This is a genomic window from Pseudomonas sp. R45(2017) (genome assembly GCF_002112305.1).
Lineage (GTDB): Bacteria > Pseudomonadota > Gammaproteobacteria > Pseudomonadales > Pseudomonadaceae > Aquipseudomonas > Aquipseudomonas paraglycinae.
Genome location: NZ_NEHH01000008.1, coordinates 187076 through 211700 on the forward strand (window position 1 = coordinate 187076; position 24625 = coordinate 211700).

The following is a 24625-nucleotide window of genomic DNA, read 5'->3' on the forward strand; positions in this document are numbered from 1 at the left end:
CGCCTGTCTGGAAAGAGGATTCATCATGCGCGTTCTATTCATGTGCACCGCCAACAGCTGCCGAAGCATTCTCTCGGAGGCGATGTTCAACCATCTGGCGCCGGCCGGTTTCGAAGCGGTCAGTGCCGGCAGTTTCCCCAAGGGCCAGGTGCTGCCGCGCAGCCTGACCACGTTGCAGGCGGCCGGCATTTCCATCGCCGGGTTGAGCAGCAAGGGCAACGAGGCCTTCGAGGACAACCCGCCGGACATCGTCATCACCGTGTGCGACAAGGCCGCCGGTGAAGCCTGCCCGGTGTACTTCGGCCCGGCCCTAAAAGCCCATTGGGGGCTGGAGGATCCTTCGGATGTGCGCGGTGATGAAGAAACCATCGACGCCGCTTTCCGCGCCACTCTCGCCCGAATCGAAACCCGCTGCCGAGCCTTCCTCGCCCTGCCCTTCGCCGAACTTGACCGTGATGCCCTCAAGCGCGAGCTCGACCGCGTCAGCACGCTGTAACCGGAGCCGACATGACCGACCTGCCCAACCTCGATCCTTCACTGGTTCAAACAACCACGCATGACGAAGGCGCCCACAAGCCGCGCATCCTTTTGCTGTACGGTTCGACCCGCCCGCGCTCCTTCAGCCGTTTGCTGGTCGAAGAAGCCGCCCGCTTGCTGGAGCACTTCGGTGCCGAGACGCGGATCTTCAATCCTTCCGGCCTGCCGCTGCCGGACGATGCGCCGGGCGATCACCCGAAAGTCCAGGAACTGCTTGAGCTGATGCAATGGTCGGAAGGCCAGGTCTGGTGCTCGCCGGAACGCCACGGCGCGATGTCGGCGGTGTTCAAGGCGCAGATCGACTGGGTGCCACTGGCCCTTGGCGCGGTCCGTCCGACTCAGGGCAAGACCCTGGCGGTGATGCAGGTCTGCGGCGGTTCGCAGTCGTTCAACGTGGTCAATCAACTGCGCGTACTGGGCCGCTGGATGCGCATGTTCACCATCCCCAATCAGTCATCGGTACCCAAGGCTTATCTGGAATTCGACGAAGGCAACCGCATGAAACCCTCGGCGCTGTACGACCGGGTGGTAGACGTGATGGAAGAGTTGGTGAAGTTCACGCTGTTGCTGCGTGATCGGCCGGATCTGGTGGATCGTTATTCCGAGCGTAAGGAATCGGCGGAGGAATTGATGCAGCGGGTCAATCAGCGCTCGATCTGATGACCAGACCTCACAATAAAAAACCGGTGCGAACGTTCGCACCGGTTTTTTTCGTCGCCGGGTTACGGCTGGATGGAAGCATCGTCGCTTTGAGGTGACTTGTTTTCAGCGGGCAACCGTCGACGGCGCATCAGGCGATACGCCGCCGGTATGACAAACAGGGACAACAGCGGCGCCGTGACCATGCCGCCGACCATGGGCGCGGCGATGCGGCTCATGACTTCGCTGCCGGTGCCGCTGCCCAGCAGAATCGGCAACAGGCCGGCGATGATCACGGCCACGGTCATCGCCTTGGGGCGCACGCGTTGCACAGCGCCTTCGCGAATCGCCGCGACCAGTCCACGTTCAGAGTGGTCGCCGAGGCCTTCGCGCTCGGCCCAGGCGTTTTTCAGGTAGAGCAGCATGATCACGCCGAACTCGGCCGAAACCCCGGCCAGCGCAATGAAGCCCACACCGGTGGCGACCGACAAGTTGTAGCCCAGCAAATACAGGAACCACGCACCGCCGCTCAATGCGAACGGCAATGTGGCCATGATCAGTAGCGCCTCATCGAAGCGAGCAAACGTCAGGTAGAGCAGCACGAAGATGATCAGCAGCGTGGCAGGCACTACCAGTTTCAGCCGCGCATTGGCCCGTTCCAGAAACTCGAACTGCCCCGAATAGCTCAGACTCATACCGGGCTGCAATTTCACCTGTTCATTGACGGCGCGACGCAGATCGGCCACCACCGAAGCGATGTCCCGCCCGCGCACGTCGATGTACACCCAACCGGACGGCCGGGCATTCTCGCTCTTGAGCATCGGTGGGCCGTCCGTGACCTTGATCTTCGCCAGCATGCCGAGGGTGATCTGGCTGCCGGAAGGCGTGTAGATCGGCAATTGCTCCAGGGCGCCGGGCGAATCACGCCACTCTCGTGGATAACGGATGTTGATCGGAAACCGCGCCAGCCCTTCGATGGTTTCCCCGACGTTTTCCCCGCCAATGGCACCGGCAACGATGGATTGCACATCGCTGATGTTCAGCCCGTAGCGGCCGGCGGCGTTGCGGTCGATATCCACGTCGATGTAGCGGCCACCGGTCAGGCGCTCGGCCAGTGCCGAACTGACGCCGGGCACACCTTTGGCCACCCGCTCGACGGCCTGGGTCGCGGCGTCGATCTGGGCCAGATCGTTGCCGGCGACTTTCACGCCGATGGGACTTTTGATCCCGGTGGCGAGCATGTCGATGCGATTGCGGATAGGTGGAATCCAGATGTTGGTCAGGCCCGGCACGCGCACCACGCGATCCAGTTCTTCCACGAGTTTTTCCGGGGTCATGCCTGGGCGCCATTGATCGTGGGGCTTGAACTGGATCGTGGTTTCGAACATTTCCAGCGGTGCCGGGTCGGTGGCGGTTTCCGCGCGGCCAGCCTTGCCGAACACGTGCTCGACCTCGGGCACGGTTTTGATCAGACGGTCGGTCTGCTGCAACAGTTGCGCGGCTTTTTGCGCCGACAAACCCGGCAAGGCCGAAGGCATATACAGCAGATCGCCCTCGTCCAGCGGTGGGAGGAATTCGCCACCAAGCCGCGAAATCGGCCAGGCCGCGCTGACGAATACCAGCAATGCCACCAGCAGAGTGAGTTTCGGCCGCCGCAACACCGCATCCAGCGCCGGCTGATAGATCCGGATTAACCAGCGGTTGAGCGGATTGTGGCGTTCATCCAGAATCCGCCCGCGAATCCAGTAGCCCATCAGCACCGGCACCAGCGTCACCGACAATCCCGCAGCTGCTGCCATGGCGTAGGTCTTGGTGAACGCCAGCGGACCGAACAGCCGCCCTTCCTGGGCCTGCAAGGTGAACACCGGAATGAACGACAGCGTGATGATCAGCAAACAGAAAAACAGCGCCGGCCCCACCTCCGCTGCCGCGTCGGTCATCACCTGCCAATGGCGCTCGCCCTTGAGCGCCTGCCCCGGATTGGCCGCGTGCCACGCTTCGATTTTCTTGTGGGCGTTTTCGATCATCACCACCGCCGCATCGACCATCGCACCAATGGCGATGGCGATCCCGCCCAACGACATGATGTTGGCGTTCAAGCCCTGATAACGCATCACGATGAAGGCGATCAGCACGCCCACCGGCAACGAAATGATCGCCACCAGCGAAGAGCGCAAATGCCAGAGGAAGATCCCGCACACCAGCGCGACGACGATGAACTCTTCGAGCAGTTTGTGGCTGAGGTTTTCCACGGCGCGATCGATCAGCTTGCTGCGATCGTAGGTGGTGACGATCTCCACGCCGGGCGGCAGGCTGCTTTTCATGTCATCGAGTTTGGCCGCGACCGCCGCAATGGTCTCGCGGGCGTTCTTGCCGCTGCGCAGGATTACCACGCCGCCGACGGTTTCGCCCTGGCCGTCCAGCTCGGTGATGCCCCGGCGCATATCCGGCCCGGTCTGAACCGTTGCGACATCGCCGAGAGTTACCGGCACCCCGCCAGCACCGAGTTTTAACGGGATCGCCCGAAAGTCATCAAGGGTTCTCAGGTAGCCCGATGCCCGTACGATGAACTCGGTTTCGGCCATTTCCAGCACCGCGCCGCCGGTTTCCTGATTGGCCTTGCCGATGGCTTCGCGCACCTGCGCCAGGGTGATGCCGAGGCTGGCCAGCCGCACCGGATCGGGCTGCACCTGATACTGCTTGACCATGCCGCCGACGGTGGCGACCTCGGCGACGTTAGGCAGGGTCTTGAGCTCGAACTTGAGAAACCAGTCCTGCAACGCCCGAAGCTGCGCCAGATCATGCCCGCCGCTGCGATCCACCAGAGCGTACTGATAGATCCAGCCAACGCCGGTCGCATCCGGACCCAGCGCCGGTTTGGCGCTGACCGGCAATCGACTCTGGATCTGGCTCAGGTACTCCAGCACCCGCGAGCGCGCCCAGTATTGATCGGTACCGTCCTCGAACAGCACGTACACGAAGCTGTCACCGAAGAACGAATAACCGCGCACGGTTTTCGCCCCCGGCACCGAGAGCATGGTGGTGGTCAGCGGATAGGTCACCTGATTTTCGACAATCTGCGGCGCCTGTCCGGGATACGGCGTGCGGATGATCACCTGCACATCCGACAGATCCGGCAGCGCATCGATCGGCGTGCTCTGCACCGACCACACGCCCCAGCCCGTGACGAACAGCGTTGTCAGCAGCACCAGAAAACGATTGGCGACGGACCAGCGAATCAGCGCGGCGATCATGGCTGACTCCCCGAAACGTTCCCGCTCGTTTCAAGCGGCTCGGCGACGATGCCCTTGAGGCTGGCCTCGGAATCGAGCAGGAACTGGCCGGACGTCACGACGTTCTGCCCTTCTGCCAAGCCGTCGAGGATCACCGTTCTGCCGGCGCTTTCCTGGCCGAGCCGAACCTCCACCGGGCGATAGTGCCCCGCGTCTTCGGCGAGCATGACCAAAGCCCGCTTGCCGGTGCGGATGACGGCTTCACTCGGCACCCACAATTGACTCTGCCCGGTTGATCGACTCAGCCGCACTTGCGCCGTCATCCCCGGCCGCAAGTGGCCATCGGCATTGGCCAGCTCGACCCGGACGCGCAGGGTGCGGCTGTCTGCGTTGGTGTCCGGCAGAATCGCGCTGACCACTCCGTTGAAAACTCTGCCGGGAAAGGCCGGCAGGCGCACTTCGACGGCCTGCCCCACGGCAACCGAACCGGTCTGCGATTCCGGCACCGCCACAGCGAGCCAGACACTGTTCAGCCCGTTGACCCGCGCCAGGGTTTCACCGCTCGCCACGGTCATGCCCGCCCGCACATCGAGTGCTTGCAGCACACCGCCCAAAGGGCTGGTGACCGTCAGTTCGGACTGCACCTTGCCGCTGCGCTCCACTTGAGCAATCAGGCTCGACGGCATCCCGGTCAGCCGCAAGCGCTGGCGCGCCGCCGCGATCAGGTCGGCATCGCCGCTGCGTCTGAGCGCCAGAAACTCGCTCTGGGCCGCCGTCCATTCCGGCACGAGGATATCGGCCAACGCCGCGCCAGCCGTCAGCACATCCCCCGGCGCTCGGGCGTAGACTCGCTCGACAAACCCATTGGTGCGCGCCTGGATCACCGCGACATCGCGCTCGTTGAACCCCAGCACACCGCTCACATCGAGGTTTGAGGTGAAGGCGCCGCGACTGACCGGCGCTACACGCAGACCGAGGTTCTGACTCAGCCCCGGATCAATGCTGACGGTCGCACTGCCCTCCCCGCCGCTGGCGTATCGGGGCACCAGTTGCATGTCCATGAAGGGTGACTTGCCCGGTTTGTCGAACTTTTGCTGCGGGTACATCGGGTCGTACCAATACAAGGCCTTGGGCTCGGTGCTCGGCGCTGGGGCTGAAGCCGGCACGCCCTTCATTCGCTGATAAGCCAATCCGTAACCGCCACCCACGCCCACCGCCAGCGCGAGGCCGGCCAGCCACACGCCGTTCCATTGTTTACGGTTCACAGGCTGGTCTCCCCATAAGCGAAATGCAGACGCGCAGCGGTCAGCGCGCGTTGTTCTTCCATGTCGATCTGTTTGAGGCGGGCCTCGATGAGTTCGCGGCGGGCGTTGACCACCGCGTTCAAATCGCCCTGGCCGGCGCGATAACTGGCCAGGCTCAGATCGACTTTCTCTCTGGCCAGCGGCACCAGGCTTTCTTCGGTGCGGCGTACGGCCCGATCGAGGCGCTGGTAATCGGCCAACTGGTTTTCCAGTTGTTCGGTGTGCTCGCGGGACAGGGCCTCGCGCTCGGCTTGCAGTTGGCTGACCTCGGCCTGTCTGGCGGCGATTTTCGGGTTCTGCCGCGTCTCGGGAAACAGCGGCAGATCCCAGGAAAACTGCACGCTGACCATGTCGCCAAACTCGCGGCCCCGATGCTGGTAATCCACCTCCCAGCTCCAGTCGGATTTTTTCTCGGACACCGCCTCTTGCACCCTGGCCTGGGCTTCGCGGGTCATGGGCGCGAAAGCAGCCAGTTCGGGATGGTGTTGCAGTTGATGATTGAAGGTCGAGGCATCGACCGGCCACACGGGCAAACCGCCCTCGGGCTTGTCGTTGGCGGCGGTGCCGATCCAGCGTTTGAGCGCGGCTCGGGCCTGGGTGCGCTCGAGGGTCAGGTTGTCCTGTTGCTCGGCGAGTCGGGCCGCCTCCTGCTTAGGCGTTACCGCGTCGGCAGGTTGCGCGCGGCCACCGGCGATCTGCGCCCGGACGGTCTCGCTCAGCAGACGGTTTTCCTTGAACAAGTCCTGGAACAACGCTTCTTTGCGCTCGACCGAATAGCCGCTGATCCACGCCAGCGCCGTCGCCTGACGCACCTTCAAACGCTCGACACGGCGCTCGGCCGCCGCGCGCTCAATAGCGGCGTCGGCAACTTCGATGCGCGCCTTGCGTTTGTCTGCGTTGGGCATCTCCTGCCGGTAACCGACCATCTGCATGGTCATGACGTCCTGATCGACGCTCCAGCGATCCGGGCCGCCCACGGGGTAGTTCTGCAACCCGAGCAACAACTTGGGATCGGGCAACTCACCCGCCGGAATGGCCGCGCTGCTGGCGGCCTGGATTTTCTGATCTTGTGCGGTCAGCGACGGCGCATTGTTTTCGGCCAGCCGCAGCGCTTGATCGAGTGTCAGCGCGGCGGCGAAACCCGGCCACGCGAGCACGCTTGCCGCAAGGCCGGCCACCAGAGGCCAACCCGTGCAATTGCACTTGAATGTCATGGTTACGATTCCTGTGATCGTCCACTGCGCGCGGCGAAAAACACGCGCACAGCCAAATCACTCCGCCTGGGCGGAATGAGCTTCGAGGGGGGACAGGAATCAGGTGCGGGGCGGTCGCCAGACCCCGGACGGGGCCGCTAGCGGCAGGGAATCACTGAAGAACGAATGCGTGACAGGGCTGAAAACGGTAACGGGCGGCTTGAGGATCGCGACTTGCAGCAGGCCGCCGGTCTTGCACTCCTGGCCGGGTTTGCAGGGGGAGCCATGGTCGGCAGGACTCTTCATGTCCTTGCAGCAATCCATGTTCATGCCGTCCATCATCGCCATGCCCATTGTTTGCATCGGGCACGGTTCTGTCGGTGCCTGCACGCCCGCCATCCCGCTGAGGGGAAGCGCCAGGCTGATCAGGAAAACGAGACAAAACCGCAGATAGCGTTTCATGGCCGGGAGTCTAGTCGTGAAAACGGGCGCCTACAATCGGCTGCCCAGCGATCTCACCGGACACGCATTAAGCCAGGATTAGCAGCAAAAAATGATGCAGCAGGCGCCCCATCACCTAACCTCAATGTTTGTGTGATCAACCGGAATCTCCCAGTCCCATGCGTAATGCATTGAAGTCATTGATGTTCATCGCTCTGATCCTGCTTGGTTCGGGGTTGGTGGCGGTGTCGGCCGCCGACGTGTCCGGCACACCGGATGTCAGCACCGGCGCCCCGCTCCCCGGCGTCACGCAAAGCGATCTGCAAGCTCTTCAACAGCGCCTCGACGGCCTCAAGCAGCAGATCTCGTCCGCCAACAATTACAACCAGCTCGAAGGCCCGCAGGACCGGGTGCAGACGTTCATTCTGGACATCGATCGGCTATCGGCCTCGCTGTTGCCGCAGCAGGCGCAATTGACTGTGCAACTGGGCGTACTCGGTGCCGCGCCGGCCGAAGCGGTCGCTGCCGAACAAGCCGATATCGCGGCGCAACGGGCGACGCTGATCGAGCAGAAAACCAAAGTCGATACGGCGCTGAAGAACCTCGCCACCCTCAAGCAAAACGCCACGGAGCTGATCACCCAGATCGCCGGTATCCGCCGCACCTTGCTCGAAAGCGAACTGACGCTCAGCACCCACAGCATTCTGAATCCCGGCTTCTGGGCTCCCCTTGTCAATCCGTCGGCGGATGACCGCCAGCGTCTGCGCTCTTTCGTCGATCAGGTGCAACAGACCGGCGCCGAAGCCTGGCAACCGGGTCAGCGACTTTACACCGCCCTGCTGGTGGTACTGGCCTTCGTCGTCTGGACGCTGGGTCGGCGACTGGCCGACCGCTGGCTGGCGTGGGTGTGCATTCACCGTATGCCGGAGGGTCGACTGCGCCGCAGTTCGCTGGCGTTCGCCTCGGCGCTGGCGACTCTCGCGACCACCGCCATTGCCCTGCAACTGCTCTATTACGCCTGCACCCGCCATGTGCCGTTGCCGCCGATGCTGGCGACATTTTCCGATGAGTTCGGGAAAGTGGTTTATGCCTGCGTGCTGATCACGGGGCTCAGCCGCGCGTTGCTCTCGACCGAGCATCCGTCCTGGCGACTGCCGGCGGTGGCTGACGCGGTGGCGCTCGCGCTGCATCCCTACGCGCGGATCCTCGCCGCAACGCTGCTGGTGCTGGTGACGGCGGTGCAAGTCAGCAATGCCGCCGGCATGAGCAGTCAGATCGTGCTCGCAGGCAGAGGCATCATTGCGCTGGCGGTGCTCGGTATCGTCACCACGCTGCTGATGCGCGTCGGCAGGTTGCGCAAAACACTGGCCGCAGCCGGTGACACCCAAGTGGCGGGCAACACCTTTGCCGGGGTGGTTTACACCATCGCCACCCTGGCGATGGTGCTGTCGTTCGGCGCCCTGCTCACGGGTTACGTATCGCTGGCGCGGTTCATCACCTATGAACTGGTGTGGGCGTTTATCGTGTTTTCCGGGTTTTACCTGCTGATGCAGTTGCTCAAGGACAGCTGCGAGTATTTCTTCTCACCCCGCCATTCCAGCGGCAAGGCGCTGAAACAGCTGCTGGGTGTCGGAGACCGGCGCCTCGAACAGGCCTCGACCCTGCTGGCCGGCTTCGGTCGGGCTGCGCTGTTGCTGTTGGCGGTGATCACGCTGTTTGTCGGCGGGATCGGCACCACTCTGGGCCAACTGGCCAACAACATCGGCACGATCCTCGGCGGCGCCGGCCTGCGCAAGCTGAACATCGTCCCCGGCCATTTGCTCAACGCGATGCTCGCGCTGCTGATCGGCATCTACCTGATCCGCGCCCTGCGCCGCTGGCTCGACAACGAGTTCCTGCCCAAGACCGACATGGACCCGGGCATGTGCGCCTCGCTCAGCACGCTGTTTTCCAACATCGGTTATGCGGTGGTGATCCTGCTGACCCTGTCATCGCTGGGCGTGCAATGGACCAACCTGGCGTGGATCGTCAGCGCCCTGTCGGTGGGCATCGGCTTCGGCTTGCAGGAGATCGTGAAGAACTTCGTCTCGGGGCTGATCCTGCTCACAGAACGCCCGGTCAAGGTCGGCGACCTGATCAGCATCAGCGGCGTCGAGGGCGACATCCGTCGGATCAACGTGCGCGCCACCGAGATCCAGCTCAGCGATCGCTCGATCGTGATCGTGCCCAACTCGCAACTGATCTCGCAGAACCTGCGCAACGTCACCCTCGGCGGCAGCGCCCAGGGCGTGGCGACGCTGGAACTGATGTTCCCGCTGGATATCGACCCCGAACAGGTGCAGAACCTGCTGTTCGACACCTACAAGGAACACGAAACCATCCTCGAAAAACCCGCGCCGTTCGTACGTTTCAGCAAACTGACGCCGGACGGGATTACGTTGACGGTGACCGGGTATGTGGCGAGTCCGAGGATTGTCGGGACGACCAAGAGTGATCTGCTGTTCGAGATACTCAAGCGGCTGGGGGCGGCGGGGATCGAGCTGGCGAAGCCACCGAGTACCTGAGGAAAAAACTGATGGGGCCTGTATCGCTGCGCGCCCGCTCGATCAGGCCTCAGGGGTGTCAGTTGACTCTGGAACCACTTCAGCCGCCATTTTCAGACGATCCGCCTTGCTGATGTACTTCGGTTTGTTGCTCTTGGGTGCCAGTTTGGCGTTGGCCTTTCTGGATTTTTCCTTGAAGAGCTGTTGCAGTTTTTTCTGACGGTTCATGGTGTTTTTTGGCCTGCTTGAAAGTGGTTGGATGATATCAGCGTTGGGCCTGCTTCACCCCAGCACGTGAGTAATCCAGCGCACCTGCTGCGTCAGCTCCTGCACCTTGTGTTCACAAACGGCATGCCGAGCCCGTCCAAAGTGAGCCAGCGTCTGCTGCTTGTGCCGCAGCCGGTGCTGCCACTTGCTGACAAACGCCGGACTGCGCGCCTGCAACTGCAGCGGCCCGAAGTACAGTTCCTCGGCGGTATAGGAAACCGGCCCGCCCCGCTCGGCCACGATGACTTCGTAGTCGAAGCGGTTCTCCCGAAGGATTTCCTCACAGAGGATTCGGTAGTCGTTGTCCATCAACCATTGGCGCAGCGGTTGTTCGCCGCCGTTGGGCTGCAGGATCAGACGTTCGCGGCCGCTCAAGCGCGCCTTGCCGGCTTCGAGGATGTCGCGGATGGTCTCGCCACCCATGCCACACACGGTAATTGCCGTGATCCCGTCTTCCGGTTCGACGGCCATCAAACCATTGGCCAGACGTACGATGATCTGCTGCTCAAGATCGTTTTCACGCACGGTACGTTGCGCCGAACGGAACGGCGTCTCGGCCATCTCGCCCGCCACCGCCGCCGCGATCGCGCCACGGCGCATCAGTGCCACCGGCAGGTAGCCGTGATCCGACCCGATATCGGCCAGCCGCGCACCGGCGGGTACATGCGCCGCCACCCGCTCCAGGCGCATGGACAATGTCTGTTCGTTCAACCGCAACCCCTTTCACTCTGAACGCCCGGCGCTAGTGGCCGGATCGGGGCGCGATTCTGGGGGGCAACGGCGGGGATTTCAAATTTATGTGACCAACCGCGATGCCTAGACCAACACCGTCAACCAAGCCGACAGCAACAACAAAAACGCCAGCCCGGCATTCATGCGCCGCAATGCCAGTGGCTCGCCAAAAAACCGAGCACTGCCCACGCCCAGCAGCGCCCACGCCGTCATGCACGGCAGGCAGACCATTAGAAAAACCGCCGACAACAGCAGCATCCGCGCGCTGTCGTCGCCGTTGCCGCCAAACACGCTCACCACCGCCACGGCCATCATCCACACCTTGGGATTAATCAATTGCAGGCCGACGGCGCCGAACACGTTGAAGCCGTCATCAGCCGCTGTTGCCGAGTCCAGCGACGGCGGCGTGCTGCGAAAGATCTGCCACGCCAGCCAGCTCAGCCAAAGCACGCCAGCCCAGGCCATCGCCTGCTGCACGCGGGGATAGCGCAGCAAGGTTTCTCCCACGCCGAGGCCGACCACCAACACCACCAGCGCCGCCGACACACACGCACCGAAGATGATCGGCACTGTTGCCGTCAGGCCACGTCGCGAACTGTGGCTCATCACCAGAATATTGGTCGGCCCCGGGGTGATCGAGGCGACGAAGGAAAACAGCAGAAAAGGCAGCAACGATTCCATGACAGGACTCCCGAATCAAAACAGGAAGTCATGGTCGCGGTTGTACGGGGTTCAGTCTGGAAGGTTTGAGCAGCGCTTGCGGTAATCCGCCGGCGTCAGGTGATAGGCACGGCGGAACCAGCGCCCGAGATGGCTTTGATCGGCGAAACCAAGGGCGCTGGCGACGGTGGCGGGTGTTTCGCCGCGCGCCAGCAACTGCCGGGCGCGGGCCAGGCGCAACTGAATCAGGTAGGCGTGTGGCGCCAGCCCGAAAGCGGCCTTAAACGCACGGGTCAGACGAAAGCGATCTACCCCGCAGACCTGGGCCACGTCGTCCAGCCCGATGTCCTCGAAGGCATGCGCATGCAGATAATCCCGCGCCACCTGCGCCACACGTGGCAGGCGCGGATCGAACGGTTGACGCTTGCGCCAGTCGAGGTGGGACGTCAGCGAACCGAGCAAGGTGTCGATGGCGGTCTGGCGCACGATGCGCAAGTCGCCTTGATGCAGGGCGTTGAAGGCCAGATTGATGGCCGTGGACAGGCGCGAATCCTGGCTCAGGGTATCGGTGAACCCGAGCTGGCTGTTGTCCGGCGCATGCTCGAACAGCACGCGCAATTCGCGCTCCAGCCAGTGCGGGTCGAGGTAGAGCATGGAATAGGTGAAGCCCTCCTCCGTCGGCGCGTGCCCGTCGTGGATCTCCCCCGGCTCCAGCATGAAAATCTTGCCCGGCGTACTCAGATGGCGCACGCGCCGGCAATGAAACTGCTGCACGCCCTGCTCGGTGACGCCCACCAGAAAGCTGTCATGCCAGTGCGGATCGTAGGCATGTCCCTGAAAGTGGGCACGAATCGACTCGATCCCGGTGTCGGCATCCTGGGACAGCTCGATCCAGTTGCGTTTGTCCACGCAAGGCTCCGAAGGCAGTGTTGGTCGTTGAGGACGTCTACGTTACCGCGACTTTGCCGATGGGTTTAGAACATTTGTGCACGTGAACCAGGCAGACCACCCAGCAAATTTAATGAACCCTGAGTGCCACGGCCCGCCTAAGCCAGAGACCATCAGGAGGTAGCTCATGCAAATTGAAACCACGTGGATCGTACTGGCCGTCGTTCTTTTGCTCATCGAATTGTGGGCGATCAATCGGGTGCGCAAGAGTGAGGGGAAAGCCAGCAACAAAGGTGTCTGGATCGTATTGATCGTGTTTGTGCCGCTGTTCGGGCTGATCGCCTGGGCGCTGGCCGGGCCCAAGCACGTCACGCAGGCCTGAAGCCCAAGGCAAGCAGGAGCCCCGAACATTCGGGGCTTTTTGTTGGCCGCTGGTTTGTATCGCAGTGTGTACGAACGCCTCCCGGATACATGCCCGCGCATCAGCCAACGAAAACGGAAACAGCGCAGATACGTGGCCAGTCTTTAATGGGCTCCAGATTCGAAGGGTTCAGCCAACGCCCTGCCCTCACCGATTACCAAGGAGACTTGCCATGAAGCCTGCACTGCACACCGCCGTCCACACTGGAAAAAACCGTCGCCGCCTGCTGGGCCTGTCGATTCTAGCCACCGCGCTGCTGCAATTCGGCGCCTTCGCCCAGGCACAAACCGCAGCCCCCGCGCCGGTCAAGACCGCAGCCGCCAGCGTCAAGGCCGATCTGCCCTTCGGCCCGCTGAAACACGTGAAGGCCGGCCTGCTCGACGTGGCCTACGCCGAAACCGGCCCGGCCAATGGCCCGGTGGTGATTCTGCTGCACGGCTGGCCGTATGACATTCACAGCTACGACGACGTCGCGCCGCTGCTGGCGGCCAAGGGTTATCGGGTGTTGATGCCATACGCTCGGGGTTATGGCGACACGCATTTCCTGTCCGACAAGACCGTGCGTAATGGTCAGCCGGCGGCGCTGGCCAGTGACGTGATCGATTTCATGGATGCCCTGAAAATCAAACAAGCCGTGCTCGGCGGCTACGACTGGGGTGCGCGTTCGGCGGACATCGTGTCGGCGCTGTGGCCGGAGCGGGTCAAGGCGCTGGTCTCGGTCAGCGGTTACCTGATCGGCAATCAGGCCGCCGGCAAGAACCCGCTGCCGCCCAAGGCCGAACTGCAATGGTGGTATCAGTTCTACTTCGCCACCGACCGCGGTGAGGCCGGTTACGCCAAGAACACCCATGATTTCGCCAAGCTGATCTGGCAACTGGCGTCACCGAAATGGGCCTTCGACGACGCCACGTTCGACCGCAGCGCCAAGGCATTGCAGAACCCGGATCACGTCGCGATCACCGTGTTCAACTACCGCTGGCGCCTGGGCCTGGTGCAGGGTGAAAGCCAGTACGAGGCACTGGAACAGAAACTCGCCACCGCACCGTCGATCAGCGTGCCGACCATCACCCTGGAAGGCGATGCCAACGGCGCGCCGCACCCGGCGCCCGAGGACTACGCCAAACGTTTTACCGGCAAGTACCAGTTCCGCCTGATCAACGGTGGCATCGGGCACAACCTGCCGCAGGAAGATCCAAAAGCCTTCGCTCAGGCGATCATCGACGCCGATCACCTCTGAAGCGGCACGCCAAACGGCTCGTCATTTGACGAGCCGTTTTTCTTTGGATGGGCGATAACCGAAATAGGCGCTGTAGCACTTGCTGAAATGGCTCGGCGAGACAAATCCGCAGGCCACCAGCACATCCACCTGGGACAACTCCGTGTGTTGCAACAAACGCCGGGCCTCGGTGATGCGCAGCTCCATGTAATAACGCTGCGGCGTGGTGCCCAGTTGTTCTTTGAACAGCCGTTCCAGCTGACGCCGGGAACGCCCGGCATACACCGCCAGTTGCTCCAGCTCCAGCGGTTCTTCGAGATTGGCGTCCATCAGCTTCACCACCTCACGCAACGGCGCGCTGACGCAGAGGTTCTCGGTCGGCTTGATCCGCCGGTAACGCGATTCCTCGAACGCCAGAATGTCTTCGATGCCTTCGACCAGCGCCTTGTCGTGCAGGCCCTTGATCCAGTCCAGCGCCATGTGGAACGCGCCGGACGGACTGGACGCGGTCAACCGGTCGCGGTCGATCACGTAGGGTTCGCTGCTGACCTGAGTCGCCTTGGAAATTTCCGCCAGCGCCGGCCGATGCTCCGGGTGAATCGCACAGCGATAGCCTTCCAGCACCCCTGCCCGACCCAGGAACCACGCGCCGTTCCACAACCCGGCCAGGATCACTCCGGCCTCGGCGGCCATTTTCAGCAGGTTGATGAACTCGTCGCTCGCCTTCAATTCCGTGCGGTAGCCGCCGCAGATCACCAGCAGATCCAGTTCCTGCAACGCGCTGGTTTCCAGACGCAAGTCCGGGCGAATCACCAGCCCCAGATCGCTGATCACTTCGCCGTCGCTCAAGCCGAAAGTGCGCGTGGAAAACAGACCGGGGCGCAGCAGATTGGCGGTGACGAGGGTGTCCAGCGCCTGGGTGAAGGCCGGCAGGGAAAAATGCTCCAGCAGCACGAACCCGGTGCGGGTCATGCGTCCCGGCCCGCTGGCGGGCTCGTTCAGGTAGCGAAGGTTCTTGCCCTTCATGCCACCGCTGAATTGGCGTCGTTCGATCAAGGTGGGGTCCATCGTTTCGTTGTTATGGCGCCATGCTAACTGGCGCCGCAGCAAATTACTCGCAAACGACGCAAGTACCCATCCAGAGATCGCTCCCATGCCGTTGACCTTGATCGTTCCCACGCTCTGCGTGGGAATGCCTCCATGGACGCTCTGCGTCCGGCGTTGGGAGGGACGCGGAGCGTCCCGGGCTGCATTCCCACGCAGAGCGTAGGAACGATCAGCGCGATCAGTGCTGAAACGAGCGAGCCTGCGTCCCAACGTCGCAGGCCCGGCACCTTGGCAAACGCTGCACAAGGCTTAAAATCGCGCCTCCTCTTGCAGTCGCCCGACCGGCGCCTGCCCGCAGCCATGACAACCCTCAGGTTTGAACAGCCGGCCACTTCCACGAAGCGTGCCTGGCTCAATCGTCCTGCCCGTTCGGCGGTCGTTTGTCTTCAACACACTTCGGCTTGGCACTCGCATGCGCAGAGGCGCACGTTCCGCTGTTCGATCACTTGAGGTTTTTATGACACCGCGTTTGCTGGCCATGGCGCTGGCGCCCCTGCTCGGGCTATTCATTGTTGCCCTGGGCAACGGCTTTCTGTCTTCTTTGACCACCCTGCGCCTGGGTGCTGCCGGCGAATCGGCGACGATGATCGGCATCGTGTCCTCGGCCTATTTCATCGGCCTGACCCTGGGCGCGATCTTCAACGACCGGCTGATCCTGCGCATCGGCCACATCCGCGCCTACAGCAGCTTCGCCTCGCTGATCGCCGCGACCATCCTGCTGCAAGGGCTGTTTTATGACACTTGGGGCTGGGTCATGCTGCGCCTGATCAACGGCTGGGCCACGGTCGGTGTGTTTCTGGTGATCGAGAGCTGGCTGCTGCTGGCCGGTGACGCGAAAATTCGCGGCCGTCTGCTGGCGCTGTACATGATCGTCCTCTACGGCGCCGGCGTGCTGGGTCAGGCGTTTTTGGGGAAAATCACCGGGCTGGGCGACACCGCGCCGTTCATGGTCGCCGGCATGCTCGCGACCTTGTCGGTGCTACCGATCGTGATCCTGCCGCGTGTGTCGCCATTGCTGGAACAGGTCGAACCGCTCAAACCACGGGCCTTGCTGGGCGTATCGCCCACCGGACTGGTCGGCTGCTTCGGCTCCGGCGTGACCATCGCGGCGATCTACACCCTGCTGCCGCTGTACCTGCAACGCATCGGCCTGAACGTCGGCGAAGTCGGCAGCATGATGGCCTGGACGATCCTCGGCGCGATGCTGCTGCAATACCCGGTCGGGCGCTGGTCCGACCGCAAGGATCGCCTGCAAGTGCTGACGGTGCTGTGCGCCGCATGCACCGTGCTGTCGCTGGTGATCGTGCTGGTGCCGCTGTCCTCGGCCATGCTCGCGGCGATGCTGTTCCTGTTGGGTGGCGGCGTGTTCGCGCTGTACCCGGTTGCGGTCAGCCATGCGGCCGACCGTGCGCCGGTCGAAACGTTGGTGCCGATGATTCAGGGCATGCTGCTGATCAATTCGCTGGGCTCGGCGATGAGCCCGCTGCTGATCTCCCCGGCGATGAACGCCCATGGCGAAACCGGCCTGTTCTGGGCCTTCGCGCTGGTCAACCTGGCCATGGTGACGTTCTTCTTCTGGCGTCGCGGCAAGCGTCCGGTGCCGGCCAACCCGGCCCCGTTTGCGGCGGCAGCGACGTTCTCGCCCACCGGCGCCGAGCTGCGGGTGACCGAGGATTTGCGTCAGGCAGCACAGGACCATCCGCCGATGGTCGATGCGTTGAGCGGCGAAGCGGCGCCGCAATCAGGATCGCGCTACGAAGCCAGCTGAGTTTCTGGCGGGCATAAAAAAACCGGTGACTTTCGTCACCGGTTTTTTATTGCCTGCTAATCAGTGCGGCGCGCGCGGGATCGTTTTCATCAGGTCTTCAGGGCTGATATGCCCCACCACACTGCCCGGCTGCGGCAGATTCAGGATGTGGCCCTTCATCTTGCCGATCACGTGCATTTCGCACGGTTTGCAGTCGAACTTCAGGGTCAGCACTTCATCGCCGTGAATCAGCTGCATCGGCGCGACTTTGGTTTTCACGCCGGTCACGCCTTTGGCCTGTTTCGGGCACAGGTTGAAGGAGAACCGCAGGCAGTGCTTGGTGATCATCACCGGCACTTCGCCCGCCTCTTCGTGGGCCTCGTACGCGGCGTCGATCAGCTTCACGCCGTGACGGTGGTAGAAGTCGCGAGCCTTCTGGTTGTAGACGTTGGCCAGGAACGACAGATGCGCTTCCGGGTACACCGGCGGTGGCGTGGTCTCGGCCTTGCGCGAACCGCGCGGGTGGGCGGCAACACGGGCGGCGGTCAGCGCTTCGATCACTTCACGGCGCAACGACTTGAGCTGCGAGTTCGGGATGAAGAACGCTTGCGGCGCATCCAGTTTGATCGAGGTCGCGTGGTACTCGGTGGTGCCGAGTTGGCCGAGCAGGTCGTGCAAGGTTTCCAGCGCCTGTTCCGGTTTGTTGGCGACGCCGAACGGGCCTTCCAGCGCGACGCTGGCACTGATGCCCTCTTCGCTGGTCACGGTCAGTTCCAGACGCTCTTCACGCAGCTTCGCCAGCCAGCTCACGCCGATACGACGCTCGGCGGAAGTCTTGAGCAATGCCTGTTGCCAGTTGTGGTCGAGGTTGCGGTTCAGCGGATGGTTCGGGCGCAGCTTGTACAGGCCTTCCGGCATTTCGTTCGGCTCGACGCGGTAGCGATAGCGCTTCTCGCCCTCTTCCTCGAACTCGCCCTTGGCTTCGGCGATGTTGGCGCGGAACCCCACCACTTCGCGCTTGACCAGCACGTTGAGGCCGTCGCCGTTCGACAGCGGCTCGTGGGTGATGACCTGCATGTCACGCTTGCCGACTTTCTCGACCGTGCCCACCGCCAGACCGGTGAAGGTCGGCGAATCGAACGCGCCGATGTCGATCTTGCGCTCGCTGACGAAGTAGTCGGTGCTGCCACGGTGGAAGGTCTTTTCCGGGTCCGGCATGAAGAAATGCGCGGTGCGGCCGCTGGAAGCGCGGGCCAGATCCGGACGGTCGTTGAGCACGTCGTCGAGGCGCTGGCGGTAATAGGCGGTGATGTTCTTCACATAGCCCATGTCCTTGTAGCGACCTTCGATCTTGAACGAACGCACACCGGCCTCGACCAGTGCGCGGATGTTGGCGCTCTGGTTGTTGTCCTTCATCGACAGCAGGTGTTTTTCGTAGGCGATCACGCCACCCTTTTCGTCTTTCAGGGTGTACGGCAGACGGCAGGCCTGGGAGCAGTCGCCCCGGTTGGCGCTGCGCCCGGTCTGCGCGTGGGAAATGTTGCACTGACCGGAGAACGCCACGCACAACGCGCCGTGAATGAAGAACTCGATGGCGGCATCGGTTTCATCGGCGATCGCGCGGATTTCCTTGAGGTTCAGTTCACGGGCCAGTACCAGTTGCGAAAAACCGGCCTGATCGAGGAACTTCGCCCGCTCAAGAGTGCGGATGTCGGTCTGGGTGCTGGCGTGCAGCTCGATGGGTGGAATGTCCAGTTCCATCACGCCCAGGTCCTGGACGATCAGCGCATCGACGCCGGCGTCGTACAACTGATGGATCAGCTTGCGCGCCGGCTCCAGTTCGTTGTCGTGCAGGATGGTGTTGATGGTGGTGAAGATGCGCGCGTGATAGCGACGGGCAAATTCCACCAGTTCGGCAATTTCGCTCACCTCGTTGCAGGCGTTATGGCGCGCACCGAAGCTCGGGCCGCCGATGTACACCGCGTCGGCGCCATGCAGGATGGCCTCGCGGGCGATGGCCACGTCGCGGGCGGGGCTGAGCAGTTCCAGGTGATGTTTGGGCAAGGACATATGTTTTTTTAGTCAGGCTGTCACGGTCGAGGCGCGCATTGTAGCCGCGAAACGCGTGGGCGGCACGCCTGTGCTGCCGGGTGGCAGCCCTGCTCAGTGCAGAGCTGCCCTACCGAACCGCAAACTTAGGCCTTCGCGGCCATTGCAGTCACTTCCACCTTCATCCCTTCAACCGCCAGCGCCGCCACGCCAACCGCCGCGCGAACAGGCCAAGGCTTGGCGAAGAAGCGCTTGTACACCTCGTTGAACGCAGCACGATCAGCCATGTCGGTCAGGTAAATGGTCAGGTGCAGCACGCGGTCCATCGAGCTGCCGGCCTTTTCCAGCGCGACTTTCAACGCCTGCAATGTGCATTCGCTTTGCGCGGTGACGTCGCCCAGTTCCAGGCTGCCATCGGCACGGGTCGGAATCTGGGTCGACATCAGGATGCCGTTGAATTCGGTCACGTCCGAAGAGATCGAGTCTGCATCCGGGTCCGGGGTGTAGGTGATGTCTTGGTTGGCCATGGGAAAGTCCTTCGCTGGCAGTGAGGACGGCGCCATCGCGCGCCGTTTCGGGCGGCCAGTTTACAGACCCGGTCGCCGGTTGGAAGTCCCGACGCGGTGTGTCAGCCCTGCGCCAGTATCCGCCGCAGTTCCAGCGCATTGCCGAGTGCCGCGCCGCTGGCGGTGTTGTCGAAAATGCACCACGTTTCGACGCCATCGACAGCCGCCACCCGCAAATCACCGGCGAGCGTTTTCAGATACGCCGAGTCATAGGGGCTGTAATAAATGCGCGGCGAACCGTGCAGGCGCCAATAACGCACGTTGGGCCAGCCGCTCGGACCCGCATCGGTGCTGATTCGCGAGGGATCGACCACCGCTTGCGCGATGCGATATGCCATCAACAGCAGTTCGGCGGCGGCCCAGGACTCGTGACGCGGTTCAAGCACCACAGCCCCGGAATAACGCTGGCGCAACTCGACCAAAAAGGCCTCAGCAAGCGCTTCGTCGAACGCCAGCGACGGCGGCAACTGCAGCAGCAGACAACCCAGGCGATCGCCCAGCCCCGAGCACTGTTCAAGAAATGCATCGAGCTCATGTTCGCAGTCCCGCAGACGCCGCTCATGGCTGATCGACTTGGGCACTTTCACGCAAAAGCGAAATCCGTCCGGCACCGACTCGGCCCAACGGGCGTAGGTTTGGCGTTGGTGCGGACGGTAGAAGGAGCTGTTGATTTCCACGCCATTGAGGTGTGCGGCATAGCGTTGCAGGTGAGTGCCCTGCTCCGGGAATGACGGCCAGTATTCGCGGGGCAGGCTCCAACCGGCGCTACCGATGAAGATCGCCGACGCACTCAAAACAGCACCTTGCCTGCTTCACGCATGAAAATTTCCACGGTTTTCGGGCCGATGCCGTCGAAGGCTTGCAAACGTTTTTCGAAGTCCTGGCGGCCGGCGCTCGCCTCGACCATGTTCATTACCCGCCCGGCATATTCTTCATTCAGTTTGACAGCCAGCGCGAGCAGGCGCTCGGCGGTGGTTTCGTCGTAACGCACGTAATGCGCCTCGCCGAGCATCCGCACCAGCTCGCGGTGGGTGCAATGGCCGAGTTTGCGCGGCGTATCGCGCTGGTGTCGTTCAACAATCACTCGATAGGCTTCGGCGGCAATCTCGGCCTGGATTCGTTTGCCCATCAGGAAACTGGCGAGCAGCCATTTGAACAAGGCTGATTCGTTCAGCGGATGCAGGTCGATGTGCAAGTCTTGGACGTTGATGGTTTTGGTCATGCAGCTTTTGAGCGAGGGGCGGCGTGATGAGTGCGGGGCTGGCGACGAATGGTTTTGGAGCTTAAAGCGTCAGGTTTCTCCTCGTCGGGCGATGATCGATAAACAGGTTTGAATCACGCCGTTTAAAGACATGTCGGAATGCGTCCGGATGCCTACAAATCCTTGCGCCAGAGCCTACCGCTGCGCCAGAATCCGCCGGCTTGTGCGCCTTGGGGTCGGCCGGTAACTTGGATCGGGTCACTGATTTGCAGTGATCGGGTTTAGTAGCCCGTTGGTATTTGAAGAGTGCACAAGTGTCTGTCAGTCAGGTATTCCCATACCTGTATTTGATGGTGGCTGTGCGTAGGGTGCCCCCGGGCACGCCGGCTTTCTTCTTTTCCCCGGTCTACTAACCTGCGCACAGCTGCCACCACCCCTGTTTAGTAGCTCGGGTCTGGCGGCTTCAAAACAGGAAAAGAATGAACATGTTCAAAGTCACGCCAAATCCTCCGGTCACCGAACCGTCCAGCATCACCGACCCAACGTCCCCCTACGAATGCCCTGACTCCAAGAGATTCAACGAAGCCGCCAACCGCGCCCTCGACTACCACCTCGGCCCGATCTCAGCCCACATGATGGCCGCGCCCTACTACCCCAACCGCCTCTACCAGGCCAACCCGGACAGCAACAACGAAGCCCTGCTCGCCGACGCCGTCGAAACCCTGGGCTCAGCCAACGTCATGCTCAACAACTTCGTCGACCTCCTCGAAAGCCCCCACCGCAAAACCGCGCAGGGCATCGCGCAAATCGTGATGCTGGCGGAACTGGCGGTGAATCAGGTACTGGATAACGTTGTGCCGACGGAATAAAACCCTTGGCGGCAGGTCTCTCCCTGCCGCCCCTGCATCAGTCGATCAATCCCCGCCACTGGATATCCCCCCAATCCCAATTATGCTCAATGAAACCCCGCCCTCCCGCGCGGGGCGGTGATTCTGTGCACGCTCCACGAAATACCTGAACCGGCATCCGCCACAGGCCTTGGGTACGCGACGTTGATGAAGTGCTCCGGCCTACAAAAACAAGCACGACGGAGAACACCCATGGCAGTACTCGACAGCATGTCCACAGGCAGTGCCCCGCACCACAGCGTCAGCCGGGAGGAGCGCAAGGTCATCTTTGCGTCGTCGCTCGGCACGGTGTTCGAGTGGTACGACTTCTACCTCTACGGCTCCCTGGCGGCGATCATCGCCAAGCACTTCTTTGCCGGGGTGAACGAGACCACGGCGTTTATCTTCGCCCTGCTCGCCTTTGCCGCCGGTTTTGCGGTGCGCCCGTTCGGGGCAATTGTGTTTGGGCGACTGGGTGACATGATCGGGCGCAAGCACACGTTTCTGATCACGATCGTGATCATGGGTGTATCGACGGCGATTGTCGGATTCCTGCCCGGTTACGCGACCATCGGAGTCGCGGCGCCGATCATTCTGATTACCCTGCGCCTGCTGCAAGGCCTGGCGCTGGGCGGCGAATACGGCGGCGCGGCGACGTATGTGGCCGAGCATGCGCCGAAGGGCAAACGCGGTTATTTCACGTCATGGATTCAGACCACCGCGACCCTGGGCCTGTTTATGTCGTTGCTGGTGATTCTGGCTTGCCGCACGGCGCTGGGTACCGAAGCGTTCGAGGCCTGGGGCTGGCGGATTCCGTTCCTGCTGTCGATCCTGCTGCTGGCGGTCTCGGTGTACATCCGGTTGCAACTGAACGAGTCGCCGGTGTTCAAGAAAATGAAGGAAGAAGGCAAGTCGTCGAAAGCCCCGCTGACCGAGTCCTTCGCCCGTTGGGAGAATCTGAAAATCGTGATCATGGCCCTGCTCGGCGGCACCGCAGGCCAAGCGGTGGTCTGGTACACCGGGCAGTTCTACGCGCTGTTTTTCCTGCTTCAAACCCTGAAGATCGACCCGCAGACCGCCAATCTTTTGATCGCCGGTTCGCTGCTGATCGGCACGCCGTTCTTCGTGATTTTCGGCAGCCTGTCCGACCGCATCGGGCGCAAGGGCATCATCATGGCCGGGTGCATTCTGGCGGCGGTGACCTACTTCCCGATCTTCCATGCGCTGACTCAGTACGGTAACCCCGACGTATTCGTCGCCCAAGAGAAGAACCCGGTCAAAGTGATCGCCAACCCCGACCAGTGCTCGTTCCAGTTCGATCCGGTGGGCAAGGCCAAATTCACCAGCTCGTGCGATCTGGCGAAAACCATCCTCGCCAAACGGGCGATCCCGTATGAAAACGTGGTGGCGGAACCGGGTACCGTGGCCCAGGTGCGCATCGGCGACAAGGTCATCGAAAGCTTTGAAGGCACGACCCTGCCGGCCGCCGACTTCAAGACCCGTAACGACGCGTTCACTGCCAGCCTCGGCGCCGCGCTGAAAGAAGCCGGTTACCCGGAAAAAGCCGACCCGGCCAAGACCAATTACCCGATGGTGCTGCTCCTGCTGACCATCCTCGTCATCTACGTGACCATGGTCTACGGCCCGATTGCGGCATGGCTGGTGGAGCTGTTCCCGGCGCGCATCCGCTACACCTCGATGTCGCTGCCGTACCACATCGGCAACGGCTGGTTTGGCGGGTTCCTGCCGACCGTGGCGTTTGCGATGGTCGCGGCCACCGGGGATATCTACTACGGCTTGTGGTACCCGATCGTGATTGCGGTGATGACGGCGATTCTGGGGATCTTCTTCATGCCGGAGACCAAGGATCGGGACATTCATCACACCTGACTCAACTCTGTTCGATGCTGTGCGTGGCGTTCACGCACAGCATCGAGCGTTGTCACATCGGCGTCATTCTCCCTTGGTAACGTCGTCGCGCCCCGATGCCCCGACCACCAAGGTGACCCTCCCGGTGTACTCAAGCCCGACGCGCCAGACCCTCATCCTGCGATCCGACAACATGGCCAGTGACGACTTCGGCGCCCTGTTCTCGCGAATGTTCGGCAACCGTTATGGCGACACACCACCGCCGCCCAAAGACATCATCATTGGCGGCGTTTACGGGCGGTACGAAGGCGTGAGTTTCCGGCGCATGCATTACCGGGGCGATTTCACGGTGGCGTTTCCCGAGCCGTTCGATGAAATCACCTTCGTCATTCCCACCGCCGGCAAGATCGTGTTCAACCATGAATCCGTGGGGCTGAGCGATGTGGGGCTGGCCATCGACAAAGCTGACCTGCGTTCTATGCGTTTTATCGACAATCATGCCCAGCACGGCATGTCGATCAGCCGTGCGGCGCTCACCGAACGGCTGTCGACCCTGCTGGGCAAACCGATCGTGCACAAGCTGCATTTCGAGCCGAGGGTGGATCTGAACAGCCCGGCGTTTCAGGGCATTCGCGCGCTGATCGATCTGGCCACCGGTGCGGAATTCGATCTGCTGTTGAACGCTGGCTCGCTGATGCCGTCACGGCTGCGGGAGATGCTGGTGGACGCGGTATTGGAGGCCTGGCCACACAACTTCAGCGAGGCCCTGCGCCGACCCGAGGCGTTGATTGCACCACGGCATGTGAAGCAGGCCATCGAGTACATTCAGGCGCATCCCGAGCGTATGGTCAGCGGGACGGATCTGGCGGGGTTGGTGAACGTCAGTCTGCGGGCGTTGCAGGAAGGGTTCCGGCGGTTCGTCGGCACCTCGATTGTCGCGTACCAGCGACAGGTCAGACTGGAGCGCGCCTGTGATGCATTGAAGCAAGGCCAATCGTCATCGGTGACCGATGTGGCCCTGCAATTCGGGTTCAGCAACGTCGGCCGGTTCTGCCAGTACTTTCAGGACGCCTACGGCGTGAGTCCTGCAGAAATGCGAAAAGGACTGCGCTGAGGCAGTCCTTT

The 24625-nt window shown here is 62.3% G+C and carries 22 protein-coding genes; 9 read left to right on the forward strand and 13 right to left on the reverse strand.

Annotated elements, in window-relative coordinates:
* The first annotated feature begins 25 nt into the window (after positions 1-25).
* Complete coding sequence (locus tag CAF74_RS19700; protein ID WP_085747442.1) at positions 26-496, forward strand: arsenate reductase ArsC; 471 nt, start codon at positions 26-28, stop codon at positions 494-496.
* A gap of 11 nt (positions 497-507) precedes the next feature.
* Positions 508-1197, forward strand: coding sequence for an arsenical resistance protein ArsH (gene arsH / locus CAF74_RS19705; protein ID WP_085604534.1), 690 nt, complete (start codon positions 508-510; stop codon positions 1195-1197).
* A gap of 62 nt (positions 1198-1259) precedes the next feature.
* Here arsH and CAF74_RS19710 read toward each other — a convergent pair whose 3' ends face one another.
* The 4 genes from CAF74_RS19710 to CAF74_RS19725 all read right to left on the reverse strand — a co-directional run bounded on the left by CAF74_RS19710 (position 1260) and on the right by CAF74_RS19725 (position 7368).
* A complete protein-coding gene (locus CAF74_RS19710; protein ID WP_085747443.1) occupies positions 1260-4430 on the reverse strand; it encodes an efflux RND transporter permease subunit in 3171 nt (1056 codons plus the stop codon).
* Positions 4427-5674 (reverse strand): efflux RND transporter periplasmic adaptor subunit, encoded by a 1248-nt coding sequence (locus tag CAF74_RS19715; protein ID WP_085747444.1) that lies wholly within the window; start codon positions 5672-5674, stop codon positions 4427-4429. The genes CAF74_RS19710 and CAF74_RS19715 overlap by 4 nt, the downstream gene beginning before the upstream one ends.
* Positions 5671-6927 carry a TolC family protein gene (locus CAF74_RS19720; RefSeq protein ID WP_085747445.1) on the reverse strand — a complete coding sequence of 419 codons (1257 nt, stop codon included), beginning with the start codon at positions 6925-6927 and terminating at the stop codon, positions 5671-5673. Before CAF74_RS19720 ends, CAF74_RS19715 begins: the two co-directional genes overlap by 4 nt.
* Positions 6928-7026: 99 nt before the next feature.
* Positions 7027-7368: a hypothetical protein gene (locus CAF74_RS19725; RefSeq protein WP_085703749.1), complete on the reverse strand. Its 342-nt coding sequence runs from the start codon at positions 7366-7368 to the stop codon at positions 7027-7029.
* A gap of 158 nt (positions 7369-7526) precedes the next feature.
* Here CAF74_RS19725 and CAF74_RS19730 point away from each other — a divergent pair, with 158 nt between their 5' ends.
* Entirely contained in the window at positions 7527-9911 is a 2385-nt protein-coding gene (locus tag CAF74_RS19730) for a DUF3772 domain-containing protein (RefSeq protein ID WP_085747446.1), read from the forward strand.
* Positions 9912-9953: 42 nt separating this feature from the next.
* Here the strand turns inward: CAF74_RS19730 and CAF74_RS19735 are convergent, their stop codons facing one another.
* The 4 genes from CAF74_RS19735 to CAF74_RS19750 all read right to left on the reverse strand — a co-directional run bounded on the left by CAF74_RS19735 (position 9954) and on the right by CAF74_RS19750 (position 12458).
* Positions 9954-10118 (reverse strand): DUF2986 domain-containing protein, encoded by a 165-nt coding sequence (locus tag CAF74_RS19735; RefSeq protein WP_085747447.1) that lies wholly within the window; start codon positions 10116-10118, stop codon positions 9954-9956.
* 54 nt (positions 10119-10172) lie between these two features.
* Positions 10173-10868, reverse strand: a complete 696-nt coding sequence (locus CAF74_RS19740) for a tRNA (adenine(22)-N(1))-methyltransferase TrmK (RefSeq protein WP_085747448.1) — start codon at positions 10866-10868, stop codon at positions 10173-10175.
* A 105-nt stretch (positions 10869-10973) separates the two neighbouring features.
* On the reverse strand, positions 10974-11570 hold the full coding sequence (locus CAF74_RS19745; RefSeq protein ID WP_085747449.1) for a LysE family translocator: 597 nt from the start codon (positions 11568-11570) through the stop codon (positions 10974-10976).
* 51 nt (positions 11571-11621) lie between these two features.
* Complete coding sequence (locus CAF74_RS19750; RefSeq protein ID WP_085747450.1) at positions 11622-12458, reverse strand: AraC family transcriptional regulator; 837 nt, start codon at positions 12456-12458, stop codon at positions 11622-11624.
* 166 nt (positions 12459-12624) lie between these two features.
* Between CAF74_RS19750 and CAF74_RS19755 the strand changes: the two genes are divergently transcribed.
* Both CAF74_RS19755 and CAF74_RS19760 read left to right on the forward strand, forming a co-directional pair.
* Complete coding sequence (locus CAF74_RS19755) at positions 12625-12819, forward strand: PLDc N-terminal domain-containing protein (protein ID WP_041475233.1); 195 nt, start codon at positions 12625-12627, stop codon at positions 12817-12819.
* A 211-nt stretch (positions 12820-13030) separates the two neighbouring features.
* Positions 13031-14095, forward strand: coding sequence for an alpha/beta fold hydrolase (locus CAF74_RS19760; RefSeq protein ID WP_085747451.1), 1065 nt, complete (start codon positions 13031-13033; stop codon positions 14093-14095).
* 21 nt (positions 14096-14116) lie between these two features.
* Here CAF74_RS19760 and CAF74_RS19765 read toward each other — a convergent pair whose 3' ends face one another.
* Positions 14117-15142: a GlxA family transcriptional regulator gene (locus CAF74_RS19765; RefSeq protein ID WP_085747452.1), complete on the reverse strand. Its 1026-nt coding sequence runs from the start codon at positions 15140-15142 to the stop codon at positions 14117-14119.
* Between the two features lie 496 nt (positions 15143-15638).
* Between CAF74_RS19765 and CAF74_RS19770 the strand changes: the two genes are divergently transcribed.
* Positions 15639-16949, forward strand: coding sequence for an MFS transporter (locus CAF74_RS19770; protein ID WP_085747453.1), 1311 nt, complete (start codon positions 15639-15641; stop codon positions 16947-16949).
* A 60-nt stretch (positions 16950-17009) separates the two neighbouring features.
* Here CAF74_RS19770 and CAF74_RS19775 read toward each other — a convergent pair whose 3' ends face one another.
* The 4 genes from CAF74_RS19775 to CAF74_RS19790 form a co-directional block, all read right to left on the reverse strand.
* Positions 17010-18998 carry a U32 family peptidase gene (locus tag CAF74_RS19775; RefSeq protein WP_085747454.1) on the reverse strand — a complete coding sequence of 663 codons (1989 nt, stop codon included), beginning with the start codon at positions 18996-18998 and terminating at the stop codon, positions 17010-17012.
* A 125-nt stretch (positions 18999-19123) separates the two neighbouring features.
* Positions 19124-19504: a RidA family protein gene (locus tag CAF74_RS19780; RefSeq protein ID WP_065261325.1), complete on the reverse strand. Its 381-nt coding sequence runs from the start codon at positions 19502-19504 to the stop codon at positions 19124-19126.
* 101 nt (positions 19505-19605) lie between these two features.
* Positions 19606-20337, reverse strand: coding sequence for a DUF72 domain-containing protein (locus tag CAF74_RS19785; protein WP_085747455.1), 732 nt, complete (start codon positions 20335-20337; stop codon positions 19606-19608).
* Positions 20334-20765 carry a DNA methylase gene (locus tag CAF74_RS19790; protein ID WP_085747456.1) on the reverse strand — a complete coding sequence of 144 codons (432 nt, stop codon included), beginning with the start codon at positions 20763-20765 and terminating at the stop codon, positions 20334-20336. The genes CAF74_RS19785 and CAF74_RS19790 overlap by 4 nt, the downstream gene beginning before the upstream one ends.
* 464 nt (positions 20766-21229) lie before the next feature.
* Here CAF74_RS19790 and CAF74_RS19795 point away from each other — a divergent pair, with 464 nt between their 5' ends.
* The 3 genes from CAF74_RS19795 (at position 21230) to CAF74_RS19805 (ending at position 24614) form a co-directional block, all read left to right on the forward strand.
* On the forward strand, positions 21230-21613 hold the full coding sequence (locus CAF74_RS19795; RefSeq protein WP_085747578.1) for a DUF6124 family protein: 384 nt from the start codon (positions 21230-21232) through the stop codon (positions 21611-21613).
* A 231-nt stretch (positions 21614-21844) separates the two neighbouring features.
* Positions 21845-23521: an MFS transporter gene (locus tag CAF74_RS19800; protein WP_085747457.1), complete on the forward strand. Its 1677-nt coding sequence runs from the start codon at positions 21845-21847 to the stop codon at positions 23519-23521.
* A 124-nt stretch (positions 23522-23645) separates the two neighbouring features.
* Positions 23646-24614 (forward strand): AraC family transcriptional regulator, encoded by a 969-nt coding sequence (locus CAF74_RS19805; protein WP_085747458.1) that lies wholly within the window; start codon positions 23646-23648, stop codon positions 24612-24614.
* The last annotated feature ends 11 nt before the right edge of the window (positions 24615-24625 follow it).

Coding starts and splice junctions, on each gene's coding strand:
- CAF74_RS19700 (WP_085747442.1), top strand. CDS start 26: ATGCGCGTTCTATTCATGTGCACCGCCAACAGCTGCCGAAGCATTCTC.
- arsH (WP_085604534.1), top strand. CDS start 508: ATGACCGACCTGCCCAACCTCGATCCTTCACTGGTTCAAACAACCACG.
- CAF74_RS19710 (WP_085747443.1), bottom strand. CDS start 4,430: ATGATCGCCGCGCTGATTCGCTGGTCCGTCGCCAATCGTTTTCTGGTG.
- CAF74_RS19720 (WP_085747445.1), bottom strand. CDS start 6,927: ATGACATTCAAGTGCAATTGCACGGGTTGGCCTCTGGTGGCCGGCCTT.
- CAF74_RS19725 (WP_085703749.1), bottom strand. CDS start 7,368: ATGAAACGCTATCTGCGGTTTTGTCTCGTTTTCCTGATCAGCCTGGCG.
- CAF74_RS19730 (WP_085747446.1), top strand. CDS start 7,527: ATGCGTAATGCATTGAAGTCATTGATGTTCATCGCTCTGATCCTGCTT.
- CAF74_RS19735 (WP_085747447.1), bottom strand. CDS start 10,118: ATGAACCGTCAGAAAAAACTGCAACAGCTCTTCAAGGAAAAATCCAGA.
- CAF74_RS19745 (WP_085747449.1), bottom strand. CDS start 11,570: ATGGAATCGTTGCTGCCTTTTCTGCTGTTTTCCTTCGTCGCCTCGATC.
- CAF74_RS19755 (WP_041475233.1), top strand. CDS start 12,625: ATGCAAATTGAAACCACGTGGATCGTACTGGCCGTCGTTCTTTTGCTC.
- CAF74_RS19760 (WP_085747451.1), top strand. CDS start 13,031: ATGAAGCCTGCACTGCACACCGCCGTCCACACTGGAAAAAACCGTCGC.
- CAF74_RS19765 (WP_085747452.1), bottom strand. CDS start 15,142: ATGGACCCCACCTTGATCGAACGACGCCAATTCAGCGGTGGCATGAAG.
- CAF74_RS19770 (WP_085747453.1), top strand. CDS start 15,639: ATGACACCGCGTTTGCTGGCCATGGCGCTGGCGCCCCTGCTCGGGCTA.
- CAF74_RS19775 (WP_085747454.1), bottom strand. CDS start 18,998: ATGTCCTTGCCCAAACATCACCTGGAACTGCTCAGCCCCGCCCGCGAC.
- CAF74_RS19780 (WP_065261325.1), bottom strand. CDS start 19,504: ATGGCCAACCAAGACATCACCTACACCCCGGACCCGGATGCAGACTCG.
- CAF74_RS19790 (WP_085747456.1), bottom strand. CDS start 20,765: ATGACCAAAACCATCAACGTCCAAGACTTGCACATCGACCTGCATCCG.
- CAF74_RS19795 (WP_085747578.1), top strand. CDS start 21,230: ATGTTCAAAGTCACGCCAAATCCTCCGGTCACCGAACCGTCCAGCATC.
- CAF74_RS19800 (WP_085747457.1), top strand. CDS start 21,845: ATGGCAGTACTCGACAGCATGTCCACAGGCAGTGCCCCGCACCACAGC.